18 protein-coding genes are annotated in these 17,904 nt (G+C 74.6%); 11 read left to right on the top strand and 7 right to left on the bottom strand.

The features are described from left to right. Positions 1 to 48: 48 nt before the first annotated feature. From ACZ45E_RS07055 to ACZ45E_RS07070, 4 genes are all read right to left on the bottom strand, one after another. Positions 49 to 888 carry an SMP-30/gluconolactonase/LRE family protein gene (locus ACZ45E_RS07055; RefSeq protein WP_468217529.1) on the bottom strand — a complete coding sequence of 280 codons (840 nt, stop codon included), beginning with the start codon at positions 886 to 888 and terminating at the stop codon, positions 49 to 51. Further along, a complete protein-coding gene (locus ACZ45E_RS07060) occupies positions 885 to 1,658 on the bottom strand; it encodes an IclR family transcriptional regulator (RefSeq protein WP_468217531.1) in 774 nt (257 codons plus the stop codon). The genes ACZ45E_RS07055 and ACZ45E_RS07060 overlap by 4 nt, the downstream gene beginning before the upstream one ends. A 120-nt stretch (positions 1,659 to 1,778) precedes the next feature. Further along, positions 1,779 to 3,005, bottom strand: a complete 1,227-nt coding sequence (locus ACZ45E_RS07065; protein ID WP_468217532.1) for a PucR family transcriptional regulator — start codon at positions 3,003 to 3,005, stop codon at positions 1,779 to 1,781. Between the two features lie 3 nt (positions 3,006 to 3,008). Next, on the bottom strand, positions 3,009 to 3,161 hold the full coding sequence (locus ACZ45E_RS07070; protein WP_468217535.1) for a hypothetical protein: 153 nt from the start codon (positions 3,159 to 3,161) through the stop codon (positions 3,009 to 3,011). 185 nt (positions 3,162 to 3,346) lie between these two features. Between ACZ45E_RS07070 and pgfA the strand changes: the two genes are divergently transcribed. The 10 genes from pgfA to ACZ45E_RS07120 all read left to right on the top strand — a co-directional run bounded on the left by pgfA (position 3,347) and on the right by ACZ45E_RS07120 (position 15,275). After that, the gene (pgfA, locus tag ACZ45E_RS07075; protein ID WP_468217537.1) at positions 3,347 to 4,369 is read left to right on the top strand and encodes a cell envelope lipid trafficking protein PgfA; all 1,023 of its coding nucleotides are present in this window, start codon (positions 3,347 to 3,349) and stop codon (positions 4,367 to 4,369) included. Between the two features lie 210 nt (positions 4,370 to 4,579). Next, a complete protein-coding gene (locus ACZ45E_RS07080) occupies positions 4,580 to 5,737 on the top strand; it encodes a glycosyltransferase family 4 protein (RefSeq protein ID WP_468217539.1) in 1,158 nt (385 codons plus the stop codon). Positions 5,738 to 5,758: 21 nt separating this feature from the next. Further along, positions 5,759 to 6,496 carry a class I SAM-dependent methyltransferase gene (locus ACZ45E_RS07085; protein WP_468217541.1) on the top strand — a complete coding sequence of 246 codons (738 nt, stop codon included), beginning with the start codon at positions 5,759 to 5,761 and terminating at the stop codon, positions 6,494 to 6,496. Further along, entirely contained in the window at positions 6,493 to 10,674 is a 4,182-nt protein-coding gene (locus tag ACZ45E_RS07090; RefSeq protein WP_468217544.1) for an alpha-(1->3)-arabinofuranosyltransferase, read from the top strand. The genes ACZ45E_RS07085 and ACZ45E_RS07090 overlap by 4 nt, the downstream gene beginning before the upstream one ends. Continuing rightward, positions 10,671 to 11,966 carry a condensation protein gene (locus tag ACZ45E_RS07095; RefSeq protein WP_468217547.1) on the top strand — a complete coding sequence of 432 codons (1,296 nt, stop codon included), beginning with the start codon at positions 10,671 to 10,673 and terminating at the stop codon, positions 11,964 to 11,966. The genes ACZ45E_RS07090 and ACZ45E_RS07095 overlap by 4 nt, the downstream gene beginning before the upstream one ends. Continuing rightward, positions 11,963 to 12,700 (top strand): class I SAM-dependent methyltransferase, encoded by a 738-nt coding sequence (locus tag ACZ45E_RS07100; protein ID WP_468217548.1) that lies wholly within the window; start codon positions 11,963 to 11,965, stop codon positions 12,698 to 12,700. The genes ACZ45E_RS07095 and ACZ45E_RS07100 overlap by 4 nt, the downstream gene beginning before the upstream one ends. 6 nt (positions 12,701 to 12,706) lie before the next feature. Then, positions 12,707 to 13,654: a DMT family protein gene (locus ACZ45E_RS07105; protein WP_468217551.1), complete on the top strand. Its 948-nt coding sequence runs from the start codon at positions 12,707 to 12,709 to the stop codon at positions 13,652 to 13,654. Further along, entirely contained in the window at positions 13,644 to 13,871 is a 228-nt protein-coding gene (locus ACZ45E_RS07110; protein WP_468217554.1) for a Trm112 family protein, read from the top strand. Before ACZ45E_RS07105 ends, ACZ45E_RS07110 begins: the two co-directional genes overlap by 11 nt. Then, positions 13,868 to 14,710 (top strand): FkbM family methyltransferase, encoded by an 843-nt coding sequence (locus ACZ45E_RS07115; RefSeq protein ID WP_468217556.1) that lies wholly within the window; start codon positions 13,868 to 13,870, stop codon positions 14,708 to 14,710. Before ACZ45E_RS07110 ends, ACZ45E_RS07115 begins: the two co-directional genes overlap by 4 nt. Then, positions 14,679 to 15,275 carry a hypothetical protein gene (locus tag ACZ45E_RS07120; RefSeq protein WP_468217559.1) on the top strand — a complete coding sequence of 199 codons (597 nt, stop codon included), beginning with the start codon at positions 14,679 to 14,681 and terminating at the stop codon, positions 15,273 to 15,275. Before ACZ45E_RS07115 ends, ACZ45E_RS07120 begins: the two co-directional genes overlap by 32 nt. A 16-nt stretch (positions 15,276 to 15,291) precedes the next feature. Here ACZ45E_RS07120 and ACZ45E_RS07125 read toward each other — a convergent pair whose 3' ends face one another. Further along, entirely contained in the window at positions 15,292 to 16,164 is an 873-nt protein-coding gene (locus ACZ45E_RS07125; RefSeq protein WP_468217561.1) for an ATP-grasp domain-containing protein, read from the bottom strand. 6 nt (positions 16,165 to 16,170) lie between these two features. Beyond that, positions 16,171 to 16,548, bottom strand: a complete 378-nt coding sequence (locus ACZ45E_RS07130; RefSeq protein WP_468217562.1) for a winged helix-turn-helix transcriptional regulator — start codon at positions 16,546 to 16,548, stop codon at positions 16,171 to 16,173. A gap of 84 nt (positions 16,549 to 16,632) precedes the next feature. On the opposite strand from ACZ45E_RS07130, the gene ACZ45E_RS07135 reads away from it, so the two are divergent. Next, positions 16,633 to 17,301: an NAD(P)-dependent oxidoreductase gene (locus tag ACZ45E_RS07135; protein ID WP_468217563.1), complete on the top strand. Its 669-nt coding sequence runs from the start codon at positions 16,633 to 16,635 to the stop codon at positions 17,299 to 17,301. Positions 17,302 to 17,508: 207 nt separating this feature from the next. Here the strand turns inward: ACZ45E_RS07135 and ACZ45E_RS07140 are convergent, their stop codons facing one another. Further along, the gene (locus tag ACZ45E_RS07140; RefSeq protein ID WP_468217566.1) at positions 17,509 to 17,790 is read right to left on the bottom strand and encodes a DUF4190 domain-containing protein; all 282 of its coding nucleotides are present in this window, start codon (positions 17,788 to 17,790) and stop codon (positions 17,509 to 17,511) included. Positions 17,791 to 17,904 lie beyond the last annotated feature (114 nt).

Genomic DNA, 17,904 nt, shown 5'->3' on the forward strand with positions numbered 1-17,904 from the left:
CGAAATATCGGCGCGACCCATCGAAAAGCCGCTCTCGGACGGCGGCGTCTACCCGAAGGCGGGCTGCTCCAGGCCCTGTCCCGCGCCCGGCAGCACCAGCAGCGAACCCTCGAGCGGCGTGGGCGAGTCGAGCCCCACCCGGGCCGTCGAGACGTACAGGTCGCTCAGGTCCCGGCCGCCGAACGCGCACGCCGTGGGGCGCCGGACCGGCAGCGGGACGGTGCGGTCCAGCGCGCCGGACGGCGTGTAGCGGCGCAGGGCCGCGCCGTCCCACAGGGCCACCCAGACACAGCCGTCGGCGTCGACGGTGAGGCCGTCGGGGTACCCGGCGCCCGCTTCGACGCTCGCCAGCTCACGGCGCCCGGTGACCCGCTCGCCGTCCACGTCGAAGACGTCGATGCGCCGCGTCGGCGTGTCGACGTAGTACATGAGCGTGCCGTCGGGGCTCCAGCCGGTGCCGTTGGAGACGGTGACGTCGTCCAGGACGGTCGCCGCCGAACCGTCCGGCGCAAGGCGGATCAGATCGCCGCCGCCGGGCGTCTCGTCGTACGCCATCGAGCCCGCCCACAGCGCGCCGTCGGGGGCGACGGCCGCGTCGTTGCCGCGGCGGCCCGGCACCGGCTCGCGGTGCAGCCAGGAGAAAGAGCCCTGCGCCGAGTAACTGCCCACTCCGTCCCGGAGGTTGACGACCAGCCCGCCGTCCACCCGCGGTGTGGCGGCGCCCACGTGCTGCTCGGTGGCGAGGACCGTACGGCGGCCGCTGTCCGGCTCGTAGGTGTGGACGCGGGAGCCGAGGATGTCCACCCAGATGAGCCGGCTCGCGGCCGGGTCCCAGGTCGGGCCCTCACCCAGCGTCGCCGACTCCCGCACCGCGATCTCGACGCTCATGCCACACCCCGGTGGCCGAGCCGCTCCGACAGATCGGCCGCGCCCTTCACGGCGAGCTCCGCCAGCTCGTCCTCGCGGGTGTCGGTCCAGCGGATCATCGGTACGGAGATGGAGAGCGCGGCGACGACCCGGTTGGTGCGGTCGCGGACGGGGGCGGCGACGCACGACACGTCCGGGTTCGACTCGCGGCTCTCGACGGCGATGCCGCGCCTGCGGATCTCGGCCAGGTGCGCGTGCAGGGCGTCCGGGTCCGTGATGCTGTTCTCCGTCATGCCGGTCAGCTCGGCGCCGGCGGGGACGCGGGCCGCCAGCTCGCTCTCGGACAGGGAGGCGAGGAGCATCTTGCCGACCGAGGTGCAGTGCGCGGGCAGCCGGCGGCCCGCGGCGGAGACCATGCGCACCGCGTGCGTGGAGTCGACCTTGGCGATGTAGATGACGTCGGCGCCCTCCAGGATCGCCACGTGGACCGTCTCGTCACAGGTCTCCGCGACGGTACGGGCGACCTGCTGGCCCTCGGCGGCGAGGTCGAGCTGCTCCGCGTACCGGCTGCCGAGCTGGTAGGGGCGCACGCCGAGCCGGTAGCGGCCGGGCTGGGCCGGGACCTGCACGATGTACGAGCGGGCGGCCAGCGTGGTGACCAGCTCATGGACCGTGGTGCGGGGCAGCTGTAGCTTGCGGACGATGTCGGGGGCGGACAGCGTGCCGTCCCCGTCCAGGAAGAGCTCCAGAATGTCCAGAGCCCGGGTCACGGCGGGTACGAGGCGTCCCACGACCGGCCCCCTCCTATGTTCGGTATTTCAACAGACGGTCGGTATCGCGAACATAGGCTACGCACAGTGGGGTTGGCCGGGCAATGGTCCCGGGGAAAGCGCAGGTGGGGGCCTTCGCCGCTACGGTCCGAGTTCGCCGCGCAGCCGACGGGCGCGCAGCACCAGCTCCAGCTCGAAGCGGCGGTCCGGGTCGTCGACCTCGGCGCCCCACAGCTCGCGGATCTGCCGCAGGCGGTAGCGCACCGTCTGCGGGTGGACGCCGAGCCGGGCGGCGACCTCGGGGGCGCCGCCGCGGGTCTCCAGCCAGGCGAGCAGCGTCTCGGCCAGGCGCCGGGCGTGGGTGGGCCCGCAGTGGGTGAGGGGGGCGAGGGCGCGCCGGGTGAGGTCGTCGAGGAGCTCCTCGGGCTGGAGCAGGACGAGGGCCTGGGTGTGCTCGGTGCAGTGCAGGACGCCGTCGGCGGGGAGCAGGCCGCGCTCCATCAGCGCCACCGCGGACTCGGCCCAGCGCAGCGATTTCGCGGCGTGCGGCGGGGCGACGGGCGGCCCGATCGCGCCGCTCCAGCCGGACAGGGCGCGGCGCAGCAGGTCGGGGCGGCCCGCCGCGTCGGGGTCGGGGACGACGAGGCGGGGCCGTTCCGTCTCCATGTCGAGCAGCACGTCGGGGCCGACGGCGGGGGCGACCGCGTCGCGGGCGGGCCGCAGCAGCACGCCGACGGCGACCCGCTCGGGCACGGGCCAGCCGATGCGGGCGGCGCGTTCGGTGAGCGCCTTCACGGGGTCGGGCGGTGCGGTGGCCCGCCCTTCGAGCAGCAGGTCCATCACCTTCCGTTGCAGGCGCAGCCGTTCACCGGCCTGCCTGGCGGCGGCCTCGGCGTAGCCGCGGACCGACTGGTCGACGAGGCCGTCGAGGTACTCGTAGCCGGATTCGGCGAGTTCGTACATGGCCGGGGGCGGGATGCGCAGGCGGTGCCCGAGGGCGGCGAGGCGGCGCCAGGCCAGTTTCACCCCGAGCCGGTACATCGCCTGGAGGGAGTCGAGGCTGCGGCCGTGCAGGCTCTGGCCGCGGCCGAACTCCTGGAAGACGGAGGGCGGTTGCTCCTCGGGAGCGGTGTCGGTGGAGACCTCGGTCAGCCGCCGCACGAACCCCTCGATGGCGCGGCGGATGCCGACCAGGGCCATGGGCTCGCCGGACTCGTCGAGGACCAGCGGCAGGTGGGGGAATTCGCGGCGGATCTCGTCGAGGATGTCCTGGGCGAGCCGGGGCGCCTCGTCCATGGCGAGCGCGGCGAACTGCTTGACCTGGAGAGGTGGCACGTCGCACCAGGCGGAGCGGGTGGCGGCGGGCACGGCTCAGCGCCCCTGCCCCGGCGTCTCGTACGTGACGAGCGGCGTGTTGGGCTGGTCCGGTGTGGCGTTGACCAGCGCGAGCACGCCGAAGGACGCGGCGACGGCGAGCGCCGCCCCGGCGGCCGCGCAGAGCGCGGCGGCGAGCAGTCGGTTCATCGCAGGGTCAGCCTCTCGTCCGTGCTGCGTGCGGAGTACTGAGGTCGGTCCCCACCCTGTGCGTACCGTCAAGTCCCCAGTGTCGACAGTGGATTGACACCTCGTCAAGAGTGCGTCTACGGTTCCCGGCCCATGACCGGCCGACCACGGGCACGCCGTGGTGCCCTTCCATCGAGGAGTGCCGGATGCGCCGTCCATCGAAGATCCTTCCCCCGAAGACTCCCTTCGTCTGCGTAGGTCTCGGCACGTTCCTGCTCGTCCTCGCGGGCCTGCTCGCCTGGTACGTGGAGCCGCGCGCCGAGCGCACCAGCACCGACGTGGACGCGACGACCGTGTTCACGGGAACGGGCAGCTATTTCGACACGGACAAGATCAGAACGGTCCGCGGCCGGCACCTGACGATCACCCGGCAGGTCCGCGGCGACGTCGCCGAGAGCGAGCGCAGCGGCCGGGCGGTGTGGGACGTGACGACCTCCGTCGACACGGACCGCTCGCTGCCCGCGGCCGATCCGCACGACGCCCTCCAGTGGACCGTGGAGCGCTGGGTCACCGACCGCGCGACCAACGCCCCGGTGCACTGCTGCGGCGAACAGCCGGCGTTCGAGGGCGAGGCGTACCTGAAGTTCCCCTTCGACGTACAGAAGCGCACGTACACCTGGTGGGACAACACGCTCGGTGCGACGGTCCCGCTCCGCTTCAGCGGTACGACGAAGGTCCAGGGGTACGAGGGCTACCGGTTCACCGGCACCGTCGCGCCCGCCAGGACCGGCTCGCGGCAGGTGCCGGGACGCCTCGTCGGGCAGCCGGACAAGGGCCAGGTGCTGGCCGAGGAGTGGTACGCCAACCACCGCGTCGAGCTCATCGCGGACCAGCGCACGGGCCGGGTCCTGTACGCGGCGGTGGGGCCCCGCAAGACGCTGCGCGCGCCGGGTACGGCGAAGGACGCGGCCGTGCTCCTGGACAGCCGGAGGATCGCGTTCACCCCGGCCACTCAGCGCGCGCAGGTCGCGCTGGCCCGGGACGACAACGACCGCCTCACCCTGCTCGGCGCGACGCTGCCCATCGGGGCGGCCGCGCTGGGCGCGCTCCTGGTGGCGGCCGGGGCGCTGTCCGTCGTGCGGGGCGGAGGTGGCCGGCGCACCTCCGGCGGGCGGGGGCGGCCGGATCCCGATTCGTCCCCGACGACCCTGGAAACATCCACGATGTGACGGTACGTCAGGTGAACTCGGCCCCAAACTTGTCACCCAGGTGAGTAGCCGCGGCCGACGGCGCGGCGAAAACTGTCCCACCCCACCTTGTGCACAGCCCAAGCACAGCCCAAGCACAGCCCCGGCGCAGTTACCCGCCGGACCGTCTCGGCAGCCCGCCCCCTGCCGAGCCGCCCTCACCGCACGCACCCCAGACGAGTTGGAGCGCTCATGCCCCAGCACGTGCCCCCGTCGCTGCGCACCGCGTCCTCGCGCGGCGCGGGGCCTCACCCGGCAGGCCGGCCACCGCCGCGCCGCATCGTCTTCCTCGCCCACCGCGACCTCGGCAACCCGGCCGCGGGCGGCTCCGAACTCCTCGTCGACCGGCTGGCCGACGGGCTGACGGAGCTGGGCCACCAGGTGACGCTGTTGTGCGGCGGACCGGCCGCGCACGGTGCCTTCCGGGACTACCGCGTCGTCTCCGCGGGCGGACAGGCCGCCCACTACCTGCGCGCCCGCTCCGCCCTCGCCCGCCAGGTCGGCGCCTGCGACCTGCTGGTCGAGGTCTGCAACGGCATGCCCTACCTCGCGCCGCTCTGGCACCACGGCCCCACCCTCTGCCTGGTCAACCACGTCCACACGGACCTGTGGCGGATGCGGCTGCGCGGTCCGCTGGCGCCCGCGGCCCACGTCGGCCGAAGACTCGAACACTGGGCACTGTCCGGCGCCCAGCGCCGCAACCTGCTGGTCGCCGTCTCCCCGTCCACGGCGAACGCCCTGCGCGCCATCGGTGTCGACCCGGCCCGGATCCGGCTCGTCCCGAACGGCGTCGAGGAGCCCGGCCCGCGCGCCGACCGCTCGTCCGAGCCGCTGTTCCTGGCGGTGGGCCGGCTCGTCGAGTACAAGCGGATCGACCTGCTGCTGCGCCTGTGGGAGCGGGTGCGTCCGGTGACGGGCGGCCGCCTGATGATCGTCGGGGACGGCCCGGAGGGCCAGCGCCTGCGCCACCTCGCGGGCGACGGCGTCGAGTTCACCGGCCGGGTCACGGAGGCCGAGAAGCACCGGCTGCTCTGCGAGGCATGGCTGCTGCTGCACCCCTCGGCCGTCGAGGGCTGGGGCCTGGTCGTCACGGAGGCGGCGGCGCGCGGCACGCCCACGGTCGGCTTCGACGTGCCCGGCGTCCGCGACTCCGTCGAGGACGGCGTCACCGGTCTGCTGGCCCGCGGGGCGTCGTCGTTCGCGGCGGCCTGGTGCACGCTCGCCCTGTCCACACAACGCCGCGAGCTGATGGGCAAGGCCGCCGAGGAACGGGCCGCCGGCTACCGGTGGGCGCGGACCGTGCGGCAGTTCGGCGCGGTCGCGGCGGAGGCGGTGAGCGGCCGTGTCTGAGCCGGCCGGAGGCCGGGCGCCGTGACCGCGACCGGGTTCAGGGACCCGTCACCGGCCAGGTCGCTCGCGCTCCTGCGGGCGTTCCTGCGCGAACAGCGCGACCCCGTCGGGTGCTACGCGCTGCTCGCCCGGGACGCCGCCGACCAGGTCGAGGCGTACGGGAAGGTCGCGGGGAAGGTCGTCGTCGATGTCGGCGGCGGCAGCGGTCACTTCACCCGTGAGTTCCGGGCGCGCGGCGCCCACGGCATCCTCTTCGAGCCGGACACCCGGGAGCTCGGCCCCGCTCCGCCGGCCGCCACCGTGCTGGCCGACGGATATCTGCTGCCGCTCGCCGACGCGTCGGCGGACGTCACGTTCTCCTCGAACGTCCTGGAGCACGTCGCCGACCGCGACACGTTCCTCAGCGAACTCGTCCGGGTCACCCGGCCCGGCGGCCTCATCTACCTCTCGTTCACCAACTGGCTCTCCCCGTGGGGCGGTCACGAGTGGGCGCCCTGGCACTACCTGGGCGCCCGCCGGGCGCAGGCCCGCTACCGGCGACGCACCGGCAGGGCGCCCAAGCACACCCTCGGCGAGAACCTCTTCGCCCACCACATCGGTCCGACGCTGCGCCACGTCCGCTCCCGGGACGACGTGGCGCTCGTCTCGGCGCGCTCCCGCTACTGGCCGTTCCTCCCGGCGGCCGTCGCGCGGGTGCCGGGCGTACGCGAGTTCGCCACCTGGAACCTCCTCCTCATCCTCAGGCGGTGCCCCCGATGACGACCATGGTCCAGGCCCCACCCGCCGCGGCGACGAGCCCGGACCCCGAACCGGGCCGGTGCTCCCGTCGCCGGCTGTTTGCCTTCTGGGCCGTGCTGTTCGTCGCGTTCTGCGCGGTGCGTCCCGGCCGGATGACGTTCGAGACGAAGCTCGGTGTCGCGCTCGACCCGTGGCAGTTCCTCGCGGACCTCGGGCAGCTGTGGCACGACCGCGCCGGGTTCGGCGGGATCGCGGACCAGTACATCGGCTACGCGTTCCCGATGCTGCCCTACTACGGGCTCGCCGATCTGCTGCGGGTGCCGGTCTGGCTGGCCGAGCGGCTGTGGCTGTCGATCGTGGTGACGGTGGCGTTCTGGGGCGCGCTGCGCCTGATGGAGCGGCTCGGCGTCGGCACCCCGCGCAGCCGCCTTCTCGGCGCGGTGGCCTACGCGCTGTGGCCGACGTTCACGATCGTCATCGGCTCGACGTCGGCGGCGGCGCTCCCCGGCGCGTTCCTGCCCTGGGTGCTGCTCCCCCTGGCCGACCCGCTGACCTCGCCGCGGATCTCGGCGGTCCGCTCGGCGCTGCTCGTCCCGTTCATGGGCGGCGTGAACGCGGCGGCGACGCTGGCCTCGCTGCTCCCGGTCGGCCTCTACCTCCTCTCCCGCCCGTCGTCGCCGCGCAAGCGCCGGCAGATCGCCTGGTGGTTCCCCTCGGTGGCGCTCGCCACGCTGTGGTGGACGATCCCGCTCCTCCTCCTCGGCGCGTACGGCGAGAACTTCCTGCCCTACGTGGAGAGCGCGCGGACCACGACCGACACGATGGCGGCGACGGAGACCCTGCGCGGCGCCGGCAACTGGGTCGCCTATCTGCACCTCGGGGACGCCTGGCTGCCGGCCGGCTGGACCGTGGCGACCAGCGGCGTCGTCATCGTCTGCTCCGCCCTCGCCGCGGCGCTCGGCCTCGCCGGCCTGGCCCGCCGCGATCTGCCGGAGCGCCGCTGGCTGCTGCTCACCGTCATGGCGGCGGCCCTCATCACCCTCGCCGGGTACGGAGGAGCGCTCGGCGCCCCCTTCCACGACACGGTGCGATCGTGGCTGGACGGCCCGCTGGCCCCGTTCCGCAACGTCTACAAGTTCGAGACGGGCCTCGCCCTCGCGCTGGCCCTCGGCATCGCGCACGTCGTCGGCATCGCCACCGAGTCCCGCGGCACCCGGCCGCTGCGCGGGCGCCGGTACGCGCCGCTGCTGGCCGCGGTCCTGATCCTGCCGGGACTCGCCTGGCCCTACCTCAACGGCTCGATCCTCCAGCCGGGCTCCTTCCAGAAACTGCCGGCGTACTGGCAGGCGACGGCGGACTGGCTGCACACGTACTCCCCCGATTCCCGCGCGCTCGTGGTCCCCGCCACCGCCCACGGCATCTACACGTGGGGCTCCCCCATCGACCAGCCGCTGGACGTCCTCGCCGAGTCCCGCTGGGCGCAGCGCGACTACGTCCCGTTCGGCACGGCGGGCAACCGCCGCACCCTGGACGCGATCGAGCAGGCCCTCATGTCGGGCGGCCAAGTCCCGGGCCTCCAGGACTACTTGAGCCGCAGCGGCCTCTACTACGTGGTGGTCCGCAACGACCTCGACCCGGACCAGTTCGGTTACGTCCCCACGGCCACGGTCAAGCGCACGCTGACCCAGTCCGGCTTCCACCGCGTCACCGGCTTCGGCCCCGCCGTCACGGGCGGCCGGATCGCCGAGGACACCCCGGTCCAGGTCGAGGGCCTCTACCCGCGCTCGCGGTCGGTCGAGATCTACGCGCCCGCCGCCGGCACCCACCGCCCCGGGCAGGCGGGGCTGCTCCCCGTCCGCTCCACCGCGGAGGTCAGCGGCGGCCCCGAGTCCCTGCTGCCGCTCTCCGCCGACCCGGCGTTCCGCGACCGCCCCGCCGTCCTGACCGGTGACAACCATCCGGGCATCGGAACACCCGCACTGCGCGCGGCGGTCGACGGACTGCGCCGCGCGGACACCCGGTTCGGCCTGGTCAACACCAACACCTCGTACCCGTACACGCCGACGGAACGCAACAGCCCCGGCGCCGACCAGAACCCGGGCGAGAAGCCGAAACAGCTCCTGCCCAGCCGCGGCCTCGCCCACCAGAGCACCGCCCGGATCGAGGGGGCCCGCGCGGTCTCCGCCTCCTCCAGCGGCAACTGGCTGCTCTACCTGCCGCAGTTCGACCCCGTGAACGCCTTCGACGGCGACCCGGACACCGCCTGGGCCGAGGGCGACCCGGACTCGGCGAAGGGCGAATGGGCGCGGATCGACTTCACCCGCCCCACGTCGATCCCCGCGACGCTCCAGGTGACACCGCTCCCCCAGGACCAGGTCCGGGCGGCGCCCACCCGCATCCGGATCGAGACGGACCAGGGCAGCACCACCGCCGACCTCCAGCCGGACGGAACCCGGCAGCGCGTCAAGGCCCCCGAAGGCGCGGCGCGCTGGCTGCGGGTGACGATCCTGGACACCCAGGCCGCCCGCCCCTCGCTCACCGGCGCGGGCTTCTCCGACATCGGCGTCCCCGGCGTCCGGGCGAGCCGCGCCCTGCAGCTGCCCACCGACTCCCCGCAGGCGGACCGGTTCACCTTCCACCGGGCGACCGGCGACGGCTCGCTCACCCTCACCGACGGCGAACCGGCGCTCCACCGCGCCTTCACCACCGACGGCTCGTCCCGCTTCACGTTCGAGGCGACGGCGACCCCGATGCCCACCACCGCCCTCGACAAGCTCCTCTACTCCGTCGCGCCCGACCAGCAACGCGCGATCACGGCCACCGCCGACTCGACGGCCCGCCTCGGCCCCAACACCTCGGCCCGCAACCTCACCGACGGGGACCTGACCACGGCCTGGGTCGCGAGCGGCGAGCCGACGATCCACCTGCGCTGGCCGGACAAGCAGCCCGTCTCCACGCTCGTGCTCCCCGCGGCCGGCGGGCTCTCCGCCCGCCCGGAGAAGATCGAGATCAGCTCGCCCGACGGGGCCGCGGTCGCGAACGTGGACGAGAACGGTGTGGCCCGCTTCGACCCGATCACCACGGACCGCCTGGACATCACCGTCACCGCGACCGCACCGCTCACCGTCCACAACCCGATAGCCGACGAGGACCTCCGGCTTCCCGTCGGCCTGACCGAGGCGTACATCCCCACGCTCGACCAGTACCGGGTCGAACAGCCCGCCCCGGAGCGGAAGTTCAGCCTCCCCTGCGGCAAGGGCCCGACGGTCACGATCGACGGCACCCGCCACCGCACCTCGGCGCGGGGCACCCTGGCGGACCTGACCGAGCGCCGCCCGGTCGACATCACCCTCTGCGACACGCTCAACCTCCCGGCGGGCCCGCACACGCTCAGGACGGGCTCCGACGGCCCGCTGGCCCTCACCACGCTCACCCTCACCCGCGAGGAAGCGGCCGCGGCAGCCGCCCCGGCGACCCCGGACGCGACCACCCGCGACCTCACCGTCCGGGACTGGCTCGGCGACCGCCGCGAGGTGCGGGTGGGCGCGGGCGAGGCCACATATCTGACGACGTACGAGAACGCGGGCGACGGCTGGCGGGCCAGCCTCAACGGCAAGAAGCTCACCGCGCTGCGCCTGGACGGCTGGCAGCAGGCATGGCTGATCCCGGAGGGCGCCGCCGGCCCCGTCAAGCTCTCCTACCAGCCCGCCACCAGCTACGACGTGGGCCTGATCACCGGCGGCGCGGCCCTCGTCGCGCTCCTCGCCCTGGCCGTGTGGCGCCGCAGGCCACCGGACCCGATGGAGGAACCGGCTCCGGCGCCGCCCCCCGGCCTGATCCTCGGCACGGTGGCCCTCACCCTCGTCGGCGTCGTGATCGCGGGCCCCTGGGCGGCCCTCGTACCGGCCCTGGCGCTGCTCTCCTGGAAACGCCACGCCGTCCTCGTACCGATCGCGTTCCTGGCGATGGCGGCGGCGGGCATCACGGCGGCGACGGCGGCGGGCCGGCCGGTCCACGACGGAGCGGGGGCGTTCGGCGCGGCGGCCCAGCTCCTCGCGCTGCTGGCGCTCTTCGCGGCGCTGGTGACGACCCTGCCCGACCAAGCCCCTCCGGCGACCGAGGAGCGGGGGCAGGGGCGGAGCCCCGAGTCCCGCACCCCGGCCCGGGGCACGACCACGGACAAGGGGCCCCAGCCATGACCACTCTGGGCACCGGCCCCACCCGGCCCCCCGGCGGGAACCGCCTGCCCTTCCCGACGGTCGACGAGATCTCCCGCCACTGCCTCCAGGACGACGAGCCGGAGACGGTCCACATCGAGGTGCACCTCTCCGGCCGCCTGGACCCGGCCCGGCTGAGCACGGCGTTCGACCGCGCCCTGCGCCGCCACCCCCGCATCCTCGTGCGGGAGGCCCGCCGCCGCTGGTACACCAGCCGTTACGCCTGGGAGCTGGCGGACGCCCCCGACGTGTCCCCCGTCTCGTTCCCCGAGCCGGGACCCGACGCCCTGAAGCGGGCCCGCGCCCGCTCCCTCACCGAGGCCCCGCCGCTCACCGCCGCGCCCCCGGTGCGCCTGGAGTCGGTCGCCCACCCGGAGACCGGCAACACCGTCCTCTTCCTGACCATCAACCACACGGCGCTCGACGGCCCGGCCTGCCTCCGCGTCCTGGCCACCGCGGCGGACCTCTACGGCGGCCGGGACAACGCGCCGCCGCCCGCCCCGGCCGCCGCACCGCCCCGGCCGGCCCCGGCCGATCTGCCCTCCTCCTGGGCGCGTCCCGCACGCGTGGCGCCGGGCAGCCCCGAGTCCCGCCCCGGCAACGGGCTCCTCGTCTGCGAACTGGCGGTCCCGCGCCGCCCCAAAGGCTCCCCGTACACGGTGAACGACCAGCTGATGGTGGCCACGGCCCGCACGATCGCGGACTGGAACGAGGAGCACGGCGCAGACCGCGGCCGGCGCCCCCTGCGCATCACGATGCCGGTGGACGACCGCCCCCGGGACACGTCCATGCCCATCGGCAACGGCACCCGGCTCGTCGAAGTCCCCTTCCTGCCGGCCGAGTTGCGACAGCCGCTGCCCGCCCTCCTGCGCCTGACCGCCACCCGCACCACCGCCCTCAAATCCCTCGTGCGACCCCAACTCGGCCACGGTGCCTCCCTGTTGACCACCCCGTACGCGCCGGTGGCCTGGCGGGCCGCCGCGACCCGCGCGCTGCGTACGGCCGCAGGCCCCTGGACCTCCACGACGCTGCTCAGCAACATCGGCCGCGTCCCCTACCCGCTGGACTTCGGCGACGGCGGCCGGGCGGGCGCCGTCTGGTTCTCGGCGCCGGCCCGGATGCCGCGCGGTCTCACCGTCACCACCGCGTCCACGGCGGGCCGGCTGCACCTGGCCCTGCGCTGGTCCCGCACGCTCCTGAGCCACGGCGACGGGGCGCACCTGCGCGACCTGTTCGAGCACCACCTCCACGCGACACAGGAGGAGGCGTCATGACCCCCACTTCGTCCACCCTGCCCACCCGGCCCGGCCTGCGGGACTTCTACGAGAACCCCGCCGTCCCGGTGGCCTCCGGCACCCCGCGCACCCTGCGCCAGTCCCGCGTCCTGGCCGCCGCGCTCGCCGGGACCCGGCGGGCCACCGTCCTCGACGTGGGGTGCGGCGACGGCAGCGCCGCGGCCGTCGCGGCCCGCCTGCTGCCGGGCCACCGGCTGATCGGCGTCGACTGGTCGCAGGACGCGCTGCGCCGCGCCGCGGGCCGCGTACCCGACGTCGTACGGGGTGAACTGAGCGGCCACGGACTGCCGTTCGGGGACGCCGCCGCCGACGCGGTGCTGCTGTCCGAGGTGATCGAGCACCTGGTGGACCCGGACGCCGCCCTCGACGAGCTGCGCCGGGTCCTGCGCCCGGGCGGCCATCTCATGCTGTCCACCCCGAACCTGGCCGCCTGGTACAACCGGGCCCTGCTCCTCGCCGGGGTGCAGCCCGTCTTCTCGGAGGTGAGCCTGCGCGCGGTCCACGGCCGCCCCGGCACCGAAGTGGTGGGCCATCTGCGCCTGTACACGCGGCGGGCGCTGCGCGAGTTCGTCGCGGCCGCCGGTTTCGACGTCGTACGGGTCACGGGGGCGCCCTTCCACGGGGTGCCCCGCCCGCTGCGGCCCCTGGACCGCCTCGCGTGCGCGGCGCCGTCGCTCGCCTCGATCCTCCTCCTGCACGCCCGAAGGACGTGACGCGCGATGCCCGCCGTGGCATGGGGAGTCGGCGCGGCACTGCTCGCCAACACGCTCTACTCCGTCGGCTTCGTCCTGGAGAAACGTGCCCTCACCGGGTTGCCCGAGATCAGCGTCCGCCGCCCGGCGCACCTGCTGCGCCAGGTCGTGACGAGCCCGCTGTGGCTCGCCGGCTCCACCGCCCTGGCCTCCGGGTTCGGCGCCCAACTGGCCGTCTACCGCACCCTGCCGATCGCCGCGGCGCAGGGCATCTTCGTCTCCGGGCTCGTCCTGCTGCTCCTGCTCTCCTCCCGGCTGCTCGGGGAACGCACGTCGGGCCGCGAGCGGTACGCCATCGCCGCGATCCTGCTCGCGCTGCTGATGGTGGTGCTGTCGCTGCGCGAGAGCGGGCGGGACCAGGACGCGGTCGGCGGCGGCGCCCCTGCCCCGCTCATCCTCACGGTCTGCGTCCCCTCGCTCGCCGCGGGCCTGTACCTCTACGCGGCGGCCGAACGCAGGGCCCGGCACCGGCACCGGATGCCCACCACCGGCGTCGAGTACGGCGTGGCGGTGGGGCTGCTGTACGGGGTCAGCTCCCTGGCGATCAAGGGGGTGTCCGGTGTACTCCCGGACGTCCCGGCGCTGTTCAGATCCCCGTACCCGTATCTGCTGCTGTGCACGGGCGCGTGCGGGCTCGTGATGTCGCAGGCGGCGTTGCAGCGCTGCCGGGCCTCCTTGATCGTGCCGGTGTGCACGACGGTGACCTGCCTGTTCACCGCGGTGCTCGGGACCGTGGCGTTCGGCGAGTCGCTGCCGTCCGAGCCGCTGCGCCTGGGCCTGCGCGTGACGGGCACCGCGCTCGCCGTCGTCGTACTCCTGCTGATGCCGAAGCACGACCCGGCTCCGGCCCCCTCTCCGCCCCCGCCCACCCCACCCCCCAGGGAGTTGCTCCCCCATGCACCCCATGAGCCCTGACGACCCGCTGCTGCGCATCCTCGCCTGCCCCCTCGACAAAGGGCCGCTGCTGCTCCTGACGGACGGCGCCGCGCTCTACAACCCGCGTCTGCACCGGCGCTACCCCATCGTCGACGGCATCCCGCAGCTGCTGCCGTCCTCCGGCGAACAGCTCCCCGAGGACGAGCACGAGCGCGTCCTCAAACAGCTGGAGGAGACGGGGCGGACGGCGCCGTGACCACTCTCGCCGCCCGTGTCGGCCCCTACCTCCCGGCGCGGCTGACCGCCGCGACGGCCAGAGCCCTGTACCCGCGCTTCGAGCCCGAACTGGCCCGGCTCGCCGACATGCTGCCCGCGCCGGGCGGCCGGTGCGGCACGGCGGTCGACGTCGGCGGCTGGTACGGGCCCTGGACGCACCGCCTCGCGGCCCGCGCCCGGCGCGTGGTCACCCTGGAACCGGTGCCGCACCTGGCCCGGACCCTCGCCGCCGCCGCCCCGCCGAACGTGCGGGTGGTGCAGGCCGCGGCCAGCGACCGGCCGGGGGCGGCGCCGCTGTGGCAGCCCCCGCACGACGAACGCGGTGAGCGCGGCGTCTCCTCCCTGGTCCGCCGCGAGGACCTGCACGCGCCGACCCCGCACCCCGTGCCCTGTGTCACCCTCGACGCCCTCGCCCTGCGCGACGTCGACTTCATCAAGATCGACGTGGACGGGGCCGAGCTGCCGGTGCTGCGCGGCGCCCAGGCGCTGCTCACCCGGGACCGCCCGGCCCTCTTCATCGAGCTGGAGACCAGGATCCAGCCCATCGCCCCCGTCGTCGGCCACCTCCACGCGCGGGGCTACCGGGGCTGGGTCCTGCCCGCCGACACCTGGCTGCCGCTGGCCGACTTCGACCTGCCCGCGCACCAGCACACCACGGAGCACATCGCCTCGCAGGGGCTGCTGCGCCGCGCCCTCACCCCGGCCGGGCGCCGGCCGCGCTATGTGAACTCGGTGCTGTTCCTGCCGGACGGGCGGCTGCCCGGGCCGGTGCGCGACCATGGGAGACATGCCACGCCCCACGCCCACCGGACCCGCTGAACCCTTCACGCCGCTCCACTTCCAGCTGGTGCTGCTGCGGCGCATGGCCGACCACAACCCGGAGCTGGTGGAGAGCGCCCGCGCCGACCTCGGTGTCTCCGTGGCCGACATGCGGGAGGCGAACCGCCGCTGGCAGGCGATGCTGCACGCGCGCGGCGGGCGCTCGGCCGTCACCCGCTACCGCTCGATCCTCGGCGCGCCGCAGACGCGGCTCACCCGCAAGGTGGGCGGTCTCGCCTGCGAGGCCCTGCTGTGGCCGGTCCCGCTCTGGCCCGGCCTGCGCTTCGAGGTCCTGCTCTCGCCCACGGGCGCGGTCTGGAACGAGTGGCTGATCCGCGCCCCCGGCACCCCGGCCCCACCGCTGCGCACCCTCGCCGACCTGACCCCGTGGTCCTGCACGGTCGACGAGGCGGCCCGCGCCTTCGCCCCGGCCCGCCCCCTGGAGGGCTCGGCGCCCACCCGCTGGGGCCTGGCGTTCACGGCGCCGGACGAGGTGGCGGGCGAGCCGCGCCGGGTGCGGGCGGAGTTCACCTGGGGGCTGTTGCAGCGCTGGACCGAGGTCTGAGACCCCGGGCCCTGGCTCAGGCGGCTTTGATGATCGCCTCGGCGACGACGCGTACGGACCCCGGGTGCACGGTGTTCAGGAACAGGTTCGGCTCGACGAGCTCCAGCTCCATCACGCAAGGCCGCCCGTCCGCGCCGTCGACGAGGTCGACCCGGGCGTACAGCAGTTGGTCGGGGCCGCCCGGCACGACGGCCAACGCCGCCCGCGCGACGGCGAGTTCGTCCTCGGTCGGCTGCCACGGCGCCAGCGCCGGGTGGGCGACCTTCCGCTCGTCGTAGGCGACACCGGGGGCGAGCACGGCACCCTTGCGGATGGCGTGCAGGAAGGAGCCGCCGCAGAACAGCACGGCCCGCTCCCCGCTCACGTCGATCCCCGCGAGGTACGGCTGCACCATCGCGGTCAGCCCCTCGGTGTGCATCCGGGCCAGGTGCCGCAGGGCGACGTCCCGTTCGGCGGGGGTGTAGCGGGCGGCGTACCGGGACCCGGCGCCCGAGGCCGGCTTGATCACGTACTCCGCGTCGGCGGGCAGCGCGGGGACCTCGCCGGGCGCGACGTACGAGGTCGGCACGGTGGGCACGCCCGCGCGGGCCAGGTCGCCGAGGTAGCGCTTGTCGGTGTTCCAGCGGAGCACGTCGACGGGGTTGGCGAGCCGGGTGAGGGACGCGCAGTGCGCCGCCCACTCCAGGAACTCCTCGCGCCGCCAGCTGTAGTCCCAGGTGGACCGGATGACAGCGAGATCGAACGAGGCCCAGTCGACGTCGGCGTCGTCCCAGTACGCGACGGCGGCCTGCGCCCCCGACCGCTCCAGCTCGGCGGCGAGCAGCGGCAGATCACGGTCGACGCTGATGTCGGGGCCGGGCCGGCAGGTGACGAGGGCTATGCGGGACATACGGGGTTACTCCTCCGGGGAACGTGGTGTCGCCGCCCGCCGGGCCGCGAGCAGCTGTGGCAGGTGCTCCTCGCTCCAGGTCCTGGCGGCGTCGATCAGCGCGGTCAGACTGTGGCCGAGCGGGGTGAGGGCGTAGTCGACGCGCGGCGGGTTCTCGTCGTACGCGGTCCTGGTGACGAGCCCGTCGCGCTCCATCGCGCGCAGCGTCTCGGCGAGCACCTTGGGCGTGATGGAGCGCAGCGCCCCCCGCAGTTCGCCGAAGCGGCGCGGGCCGCCCTCCAGGCACCGCACGATCATGCCGGTCCACTTGTCGCCGATCCGGACCGGCATCGCGGTGGACGGGCACAGCGGGTCGAACATCTCCGGGTCCAGTGGCGCGGCCATGCCCCGAGGCTAACGCGGCGGGTCCACGCGGCGTCCCCCGGTTCCGTTGCGGTAACCGGGGCAGCCGGGGCTACGGTCCCGGCCATGACCACTGACTTCAGAATTCTGGTCGTGGGCGCCGGCGGCCGGGCGGGCCGCGCGGTGACCGCGGAGGCGCGGGCCCGCGGGCTCCACGTGACGGCTGTCGTACGGGATGTGGCCCGCCACGGTGATCTCGCGGGCGACGGCGTCGACCTGGTCACAGGCGACGTCACGGACGCGCGCCGGATGGCGGAGCTGGCGCCGGGCCACCGGGCGGCGGTGCACGCGGTCTCCCCGTTCTCCGGCCCCGAGCGGGGGTTCGCCGGTCTCGACCCGGGGTTCTTCGTGAAGGCGGCCGACGCGCTGCTCGGCTCGGGCGTGCCCCGGCCTCTCTTCGTCGGCCTGTTCGCGAACCTCCTCGACGCCGGGGGCCGCCCCGTCCTGGCGGATCCGTCCCGTTTCCCCGCGCACATCGTGCCGTTCGCCCGCGCGCACACGGCGGGCCTGGAGCGGCTGCGGGCCGCGCACCCGGCGCCGGACTGGCTGATGCTCACGCCGCCCGCGGCGCTCGACGCGGCGCTGCCGCGCACCGGCCGCTACCGGACCGGCGACGACACGGCGCCGCCGGACGACGCGACGCTCTCCTACGCGGATCTGGCGGTGGCGGTGCTCGACGAGGCGGAGCGGCCCCGGCATCACCGGACACGGATCTCGGTCTTCAACCGGCCCTGAAGCGGCGGGTCCGCCCCGGCCGAGGGTGCCGGTACGAAAAAGCGGCGGGGGGGGGGGGGGGGGGGGGGGGGGGGTGGGTTCCCCCCCCTCTCCTCCCCCTCCCCCCCCCCCACCCCCCCCCCCACCCCCCCCCCCCCCCCCCCCCCCCCCCCCCCCCCCCCCCCCCCCCCCCCCGCCGTGCTTTCCCACCCGCTTACCGCACCACGGTCATCCGCCGACGTACCAGCTGAATCCGCCGTTGGCCGCGAGCGCGATCAGCACGATGAAGAGAATGACGTCGACGATGCCCAGGATCAGGCCCGCCTTCGCCATTCCGCCGCCACCGCCGGCCTTCTGACGCAGCGCGAGAGCGCCGAAGATGATCGCGAGCGGTCCCAGGACGAAGCTGAGGAAGAACAGTCCGACGATGCCGCAGACAAGTCCGGCTACTGCGAGCCCATTCGTCCGGGAACCGGTAGAAGCGGCAGGCCGATTACCGTAAGCCGACATGGTCCACACCCCTTGCAAGTCGCTTTACAGGACTTCTTTGTGCAGCTCCGTGTGCCCCGGAATGCGGCGCACAGTCAGCCGGGGAATCGACATTAAGCGGAATTCCTGATTCGC

The sequence above is a fragment of the Streptomyces sp. NPDC030991 genome, from assembly GCF_055571235.1.